7 protein-coding genes are annotated in these 4,799 nt (G+C 45.8%); 6 read left to right on the top strand and 1 reads right to left on the bottom strand.

Going from position 1 to position 4,799, the window contains the following annotated elements; translation table 11 throughout:
- Window positions 1-140 precede the first annotated feature (140 nt).
- A complete protein-coding gene (locus B5J93_RS11380) occupies window positions 141-668 on the bottom strand; it encodes a D-Ala-D-Ala carboxypeptidase family metallohydrolase (protein WP_079326484.1) in 528 nt (175 codons plus the stop codon).
- A gap of 26 nt (window positions 669-694) precedes the next feature.
- On the opposite strand from B5J93_RS11380, the gene B5J93_RS13855 reads away from it, so the two are divergent.
- The 6 genes from B5J93_RS13855 (at window position 695) to B5J93_RS11360 (ending at window position 4,565) form a co-directional block, all read left to right on the top strand.
- A complete protein-coding gene (locus B5J93_RS13855) occupies window positions 695-1,087 on the top strand; it encodes a terminase large subunit domain-containing protein (protein WP_211278887.1) in 393 nt (130 codons plus the stop codon).
- A 31-nt stretch (window positions 1,088-1,118) separates the two neighbouring features.
- Window positions 1,119-1,361 carry a phage terminase large subunit family protein gene (locus tag B5J93_RS14430; protein WP_218018118.1) on the top strand — a complete coding sequence of 81 codons (243 nt, stop codon included), beginning with the start codon at window positions 1,119-1,121 and terminating at the stop codon, window positions 1,359-1,361.
- On the top strand, window positions 1,313-1,663 hold the full coding sequence (locus tag B5J93_RS14260) for a phage terminase large subunit family protein (RefSeq protein WP_211278885.1): 351 nt from the start codon (window positions 1,313-1,315) through the stop codon (window positions 1,661-1,663). The genes B5J93_RS14430 and B5J93_RS14260 overlap by 49 nt, the downstream gene beginning before the upstream one ends.
- Window positions 1,660-2,727: a phage portal protein family protein gene (locus tag B5J93_RS11370; protein ID WP_079326483.1), complete on the top strand. Its 1,068-nt coding sequence runs from the start codon at window positions 1,660-1,662 to the stop codon at window positions 2,725-2,727. The genes B5J93_RS14260 and B5J93_RS11370 overlap by 4 nt, the downstream gene beginning before the upstream one ends.
- Window positions 2,728-2,798: 71 nt before the next feature.
- On the top strand, window positions 2,799-3,956 hold the full coding sequence (locus tag B5J93_RS11365; RefSeq protein WP_079326482.1) for a phage head morphogenesis protein: 1,158 nt from the start codon (window positions 2,799-2,801) through the stop codon (window positions 3,954-3,956).
- A gap of 126 nt (window positions 3,957-4,082) precedes the next feature.
- Window positions 4,083-4,565: a phage virion morphogenesis protein gene (locus B5J93_RS11360; protein ID WP_079326481.1), complete on the top strand. Its 483-nt coding sequence runs from the start codon at window positions 4,083-4,085 to the stop codon at window positions 4,563-4,565.
- Window positions 4,566-4,799 lie beyond the last annotated feature (234 nt).

The following is a 4,799-nucleotide window of genomic DNA, read 5'->3' as shown; positions in this document are numbered from 1 at the left end:
TAAGTTCGGTTGGTATAACACCGCTTAGCTAAGCAGGCGGTTCTTTGGGCTTACGCACTCAACCTGCGTGGCTGGTATGGCAATCTCCAACATTGTCATACCGACCGTCTTTTTTCTTCCTTTAATAATCAGTAATTATGTCATTTTGCATTCCCCTGTAAGCCTTGTAGATAAACAGTCTTTTCACCACGCTTGACAGCCGTCAAAACTTGATTTCTTTGACCTTTGCCATCTTTTTTAAAGCCAAGATGCACCCATGCTCCATCGCCACGCTCTGGAAACTCCAAAATCAGCTGGTCAAAGGCAATCAAGCCTTTGTCTCGCATTTGTTTAACCTCTTGGGCAAATTGGGTGGAGGTGAAGTCTGTGGCATCGCAGTCAGCAGCAAGCCCCAATTTATGAGCCGAATTTTTTGAGCCTTTGACAAGCGTATTTACCCGCTCATTTCTAAACCCTGACGACACGATAATCCCAATCGGTCTTTGGTATTTTTCGTTGAGATAAGCACGCACCTTTTCTAACTGCTGGGCGGTATAGATAAGGTTGGCAAGTTCATCAGGGTTTGGCGTGTTATCGATGCCGTGGCGAATGGCGGTGCCACTACGGGTCATTTCACGATAACTAAAATTTGGTGTGAGTTTGGTTGGGTAACTTTTCGGTTTTGACATGATAGCCTCCTAATAAAATTACCGCCTTGCCCGCCAATCCCGACACCGCTCGTGGTTTTAGTGCCAATGTCTTTTTGGACGAGTTCGCCTTTCACGCTGACAGTCGCACCATTTGGAAAGCTCTATTTCCTGTCATTAGTGCTGGTTTTAAATTGCGTGTGGTCTCAACGCCCAATGGCAAGGGTAATAAATTTTATGAGCTGATGACTAATTTAAATAATAAAGCGTGGTCTCGCCACATCACTGACATTTATACCGCTGTGGCGTACGGCTTGCCACGAGACATTGATGAACTAAAAGAAGGCTTAAATGATGATGATGCTTGGCAACAAGAGTATGAATTAAAATGGTTGGACGAAGCGTCCGCTTGGCTGTCTTATGATTTGATTGACAGCGTAGAACAACGCTGGCAACATTGACAACTACATAGGCGGTGCGTGCTTTGTTGGCGTGGACATTGGCATTAGAAATGACTTGTTTGTGATTTGGGTGATTGAACAAGTGGGTGATGTATTTTGGACAAGGCAAATCATTGCAAGGAAGCGCTTTAGCTTTGCCGAGCAGGACGCACTGCTTGATGAAGTATTTGACAATTACCGTGTCGTCAAATGCTGTATTGATCAGACAGGGCTTGGCGAAAACCCGTGGAAGATGCCAAGTTTCGCTATGAGGTGGGCCGTGTGGAAGGTGTGATTTTTAGCAGTTCCACCAAGCTAGTCTTAGCTACCACAGGCAAACAAGCCTTTGAAGATAAGCAAGTGCGTATTCTAATGGGCGACACTGCCTTGCGAGCTGATTTGCACAAACTTAAAAAAGTAACCTCCCCGACAGGCACACCAAGATTTATCGCTGAAAGTGACAATAGCGGACACAGCGATCGAGCTTGGGCGTTATTTTGGCTCTACTATATGGAGCAAGCAATGATGCAGGCACAGTGTGAGTATCTAGCCGAAACCCTAAAAAGAAAAGCAAACTCACCCAAGGATTTTAAATGACAAACCAAAACCAAGCCCCAAAACTGGACAAAAAAGAACTCTTGCTGATTGACGGCATTACCAAAACCACGCCACCACCCTTTAAAATCCTTTGCCCAACTAATAACGCCAGTTTTACCAATCCTTATGGCACAGCCGAGCTGTCTTGCGTGTATTGGGTGTGCGTCTTTAAGCGTGGCGGTTTAAAGTTTTGGGCAGAGTTTGCCGAAAAGTTTGGTAGCCCTTGGATTATCGGACACGAGCCTCGCTCCAACACAGACGAAGACACAAACAAACTCCTTGACGCCCTAGAAGACTTAATGGGTAATGCGGTGGCGACAATCCCCAACGACAGTAGCGTGGAAATCAAAGAAGCCACAGGCAAAACAGGCTCATCGCAGGTGTTTGACGACTTTATTCGTTATTGCCGCAGCGAGATTAACATTGCTCTACTGGGTCAAGACCAAACCACCGAAAAAGACACAAGCCACGCTTCGGCAATGGCAGGACTTACCGTAACAAAAGACATTCGTGATAATGATTGCCGAGTGGTAGAGAGCTGTTTTAATACGCTTTTGGCGTGGATTTGTGAGCTGAATTTTCACAATGTGAGTCCACCCAAATTTGTGCTGTATGAAGATGAAGTGGGTGATAAGACCCTAGCAGAGCGAGACCAAATCTTGACCGCTCTTGGCGTGTCATTTAACCAAAGCTATTATGAGCGGGCTTATAATTTATCGGCTGATGAATTTACCCTAAATGCCAAGCCAATGCCCACAAACACCGTACCAACCACCCCCAATTTTAGTGAAAAATCCTTCGCACCAGAGGGCGATTTGTCCGATAAATTGGCGATAGGCGTGCCAAGCGATGATGAGCTGACCGCCCAAGTGGTGCAAATGTTAGATGAGTTTACCACTTTGGATAGTGTTAATTTGGACAATGAAACCGCTCTTTTGGAAAAATTAGCCAGTCTTTACCCCACAATGAACATTGACGAACTACAAGACAAGCTGACCCAAATGCTGTTCATTGCCGACACGCTATCACGCCTACAAACCCAAGAAGAAATGGGGCTAAATTAAGATGAGTAGTATTGATAAACTCACAAATAAAGAGCTAAAAGCCTTATTTGATATGCCACCTGAGCGAGCCATTGAACACCTTAAAATCCAAAGGCTTACACATCGGTTGGGATTGGCAAGACACGCACGCCCTTGCTCACGCACGAAGTTTCACAGTAGCCAAAATGACCGCTCTTGATATGCTCTCCACCACCAAAAAAGCGATAGAGCAGGCAATGGCGGACGGTACAGGCTATAAGGGCTTTGAAAATACCATTAAGCCGTATTTGATACAGCAGGGCTGGTGGGGTGAAACGCTGGCAAGAAATCCCAAAACAGGTCAGACAGAACAAGTCAAATTAGGGTCAAATCGCCGTCTTAGAACCATTTATCACACCAATCGCCGAACGGCTGTGATGAGTGCCAAATACGAGCGAATGAAAGAAGCAGTTGCCACCCACCCTTATTGGCAATATTCCGCTGTCCTAGACCGCCGCACCCGTCCAAGCCACTCGGCAAGGCACGGAGCGGTCTATGCCCACGATGACCCCTTTTGGTCTCACTCATATCCGCCAAACGGCTTTGGTTGCCGATGTGCCGTCAAGGCAATCACGGCAAAACAAGCCGAAAAGGTGGGCATTACACAAAGCAGTGATGAGCGAATTTTAGGCGAAAATGGCTTTGGTGGCTCTCCTGTGGCAAGTCATTTGTTTGATAAACTTTGGTATGACAAAGCCAAACAAGCCCTAGGGCAAAGACAAGCCCTTACCCAAATCGCCAAAGATATGGCAAGCGATGTGCGAGTGGCGGGGTTTTTGGCGTGGTTCAGGCAATCACAAATCAATGGACAAGTACAGGGGCGGACTTATGGGGTGGGCGTGTTGCCCCAAAAGTCCTTTGAAAAACTGGCAGAGAAAGAAGGGCTTGACTTGGACGAGTTGTCACCTGTGGTAGGCTTTCGTGATAAGGTCATTACAGGGCGTAAAAATACACGGCACACCGCCAGTAGCGATGCCCTAGATGCGATAGCCTTAGAAAAAATCATCAGAGGCTTTGGTAAACCTGACTATGAATTGTGGGACACCCTTAACGACAATCTGTTATTGGTTTATAAAACAGACGGCAAACAAGCCATAAAATTAACCGTACAACATACCAAGCAAGGGGCGGAAGTTATCAGTGGCTTTTATCAAGATTTGGTAGATATAGAAGGGCAAATCAAAGGTGGGATATTTGTAAAAATCAAATGAACCCCATGGCACTGACGGACTTGAACCGTAACCAGTCTGGCATATCGTGCGATATGTTACTCTCTTCGCCCACGCAGAACGGGCTATGGGGATAATTTATTATACCAAACTTAGGAAACTTTGCCAATGCTGATTATCAACCTAGACGACAGCCAAGCCCAAAGCACCTTAGCTCAATTATTAAGAAATGCCAGCAATAGCCGTGTCATCATGCGAGGGTTAGCACAAGAATTAGAAACCCTAACCAGTGATAACTTTGAAAGCGAGAGTTTTGGCGGTCAGGCGTGGGTGCGTAAAGCCTTTGGTAATGGCAAAACCCTAACCAAAACAGGCGAGCTAAAAGACAGCATCACAAGTTCGGCAAGCAGTACAACCGCCACCATTGGTACAAATCTTGTCTATGCCCGCATTCATCATTTTGGTGGCACAATCACACCAAAACAAAAATCCCATCTTGTTTTTGCCACACCAAACGGCTTTGCAAAAGTCAAATCAGTTACACTACCCGCTCGCCCATTTTTACCCATTTCCCCAGACGGACAACTGCAAAGCGATGGCGACAGACGGCTAATAGAAGTCGCTTTATCCGCCCTGACATCTGGCACCTAAAAACCCGCCCGCCAGTTTATGTGTTAAAATAAGGCAATAAAAAAAGACAGGCATTTTTACCTGTCTTTTTCCAAAACTCAAAATTATACCCCACCCAACTTGTTGCACCCAGTGTAACGCCCTTGCAATTTGGTCCATCTTAACTTATCCCACATTGTTTTGAATTATCCCATTTATTGCAGAGTGTGTGGTTGGTTTATTGTGGTGGGGTTTAATCTCTTTGACCAATGCATA

This window comes from Moraxella equi, assembly GCF_002027555.1.
Taxonomy (GTDB): Bacteria; Pseudomonadota; Gammaproteobacteria; order Pseudomonadales; family Moraxellaceae; genus Moraxella; species Moraxella equi.
Note: the sequence above shows the minus strand (reverse complement) of the source record. Positions and strands in the feature narration are given on the sequence as shown.